Annotated in this window: 2 protein-coding genes; both read left to right on the top strand. The window is 38.5% G+C overall.

Annotated elements, in window-relative coordinates; translation table 11 throughout:
- Positions 1-377: 377 nt before the first annotated feature.
- On the top strand, positions 378-932 hold the full coding sequence (locus F6K13_RS29700) for a TRAP transporter small permease subunit (RefSeq protein ID WP_124147529.1): 555 nt from the start codon (positions 378-380) through the stop codon (positions 930-932).
- On the top strand, positions 916-2,198 hold a 1,283-nt coding region (locus tag F6K13_RS29705), incomplete at its 3' end, for a TRAP transporter large permease subunit (protein ID WP_287289371.1). The genes F6K13_RS29700 and F6K13_RS29705, both read left to right, overlap by 17 nt.

Consider the following 2,198-nt stretch of genomic DNA (forward strand, 5'->3'; position numbering starts at 1 on the left):
AAACTATTGAGTTTTCTAGGTTCTGGCGTTGGTTGGAGGTGTTTGCCTCTCTCCCTGCGCATTTACTAATCTAGCAACTCAACTTTGGTATGTCAACCCCTTTTCTCAATTTTTTTTATTTTTAGTTAAAAAAAATGGCTGTATTTCATATATGACGATACTTTTGGGGTTTGAAGATTCATGAGAAAATATTAATCGCATTGAAAATCATCTAATTTCAAATGAAGATGTCCCTCAATTTTAGATCGAGAGATCGAGACATAAATTTTTTTGATAAGGCCGTATGCTGTACAGGGTATTCTGAAAATATATAAAGTTTCGGGGCAAAATCAAATGTCCAAAACATACTTAAGTTTAATGCTATGGGAGGAGTTGTATTGAAAAGACTCCTACGTCTATCACGGATGATTGATGGTTTGAATGAATTAATTGGACGTCTAACTTATTGGTTAGTCTTACTGATGGTCTTAGTTGGTGTTTGGAATGTCATTGGACGCTATTTAGGTAGGAGCATTGGTCAAAATTTAACTTCCAACGCTTTCATTGAAGTTCAGTGGTATATTTTTGATCTGGTTTTTCTTCTTGGTGGAGCTTATTGTGTCAAACATAATCAACACGTTCGTGTAGATATTTTTTATGCTCGATGGAGTCCCAAAAGAAAAGCTCTAGTTAACTTGATTGGTACGATATTATTTTTAATTCCCTTCAGTCTCATTGTTATTTTTGTTTCTTGGGGAGCTGTTTTAAATTCATGGGCTATTCTTGAAACTTCTCCCGATCCTGGTGGGTTACCTCGTTACCCAATTAAGACAATGATTATAGTTAGCTTTGTATTGTTGTTTCTCCAAGGAATTTCTGAAACAATTAAAAATTTTGCAGTCTTTACAGGTCAATTACCAGGCGGTAAGGAGTCTTATGAATCTGAGTCTTGAATATGAATGGCTAGGTCCATTAATGTTTGCAGGAGCACTGGTGCTACTTTCCCTTGGTTACCCTGTAGCTTTTTCTCTGGGTGGTGTCGCCATAATTTTTGGATTAATAGGTATTGCTTTAGATGTTTTTGACCCCATATTTCTGACTGCAATGCCCCAAAGAATTTTTGGAATTATGGCCAATTATACTTTGCTGGCTATACCCTACTTTATATTTATGGGGGCAATGTTGGAAAAATCCGGTATTGCAGAACAACTCCTGGAAACAATGGGGATATTATTTGGCAGAGTCAGGGGTGGTTTAGCTCTAGCAGTTGTTCTTGTGGGCGCTCTTTTAGCTGCTACGACTGGTGTGGTTGCTGCTACAGTAGTGGCAATGGGGTTAATTTCTTTACCTATTATGTTGCGCTATGGATATAATAAAGAGTTGGCGACGGGTGTTATTGTTGCATCGGGAACTTTGGGACAGATTATACCTCCTAGTGTAGTTTTGGTAGTATTGGCAGACCAACTAGGAATTTCTGTTGGGGATCTTTTTATTGGCTCTATTTTGCCTGGCCTACTAATGGCAGGAACATTTGCTCTTCATGTTCTAATTGTTGCTTTTATTAGACCAGACCTTGCTCCTGCTTTACCCTCAGAGGTGCGCAGTCTAGGAGGTAAAGCTCTGGGTACTAGGGTGCTAACAGTAATGATTCCACCATTATTATTAATTTTACTGGTTTTGGGTAGTATATTTTTCGGTATTGCTACGCCGACTGAAGCTGGAGCAGTAGGGTGTGTGGGGGCGATCGCTCTGGCTCTGGCCAATGGTCGATTTAGTTGGACTTCTTTGAGAAATGTATGTGATGTGACTCTCAAGACAACTACGATGGTGATGTTTATACTTCTTGGGTCAACTGCTTTTAGTTTAGTTTTCCGAGGGGTTGAGGGCGATCGCTTTATGTTTGATTTACTTTCTAATCTTCCTGGGGGAACGACAGGTTTTTTATTTGTCAGTATGACAATTGTTTTTTTGCTTGGTTTTTTTATCGACTTTTTTGAGATTGCTTTTATTGTTGTACCTTTATTTGTACCTGTTGCTCAACAACTTGGAATTGATTTGGTTTGGTACGGTGTAATATTGGGGGCTAATCTTCAAGCATCTTTTTTAACGCCTCCCTTTGGATTTGCACTATTTTACCTACGGGGTGTCGCACATCCAGAGGTTACTACTGGTGAGATTTATCGAGGTGCTATTCAATTTATCTTACTTCAGTTATTAGA

The sequence above is a fragment of the Okeania sp. SIO2B9 genome (assembly GCF_010672505.1).
GTDB lineage: Bacteria > Cyanobacteriota > Cyanobacteriia > Cyanobacteriales > Microcoleaceae > Okeania > Okeania hirsuta.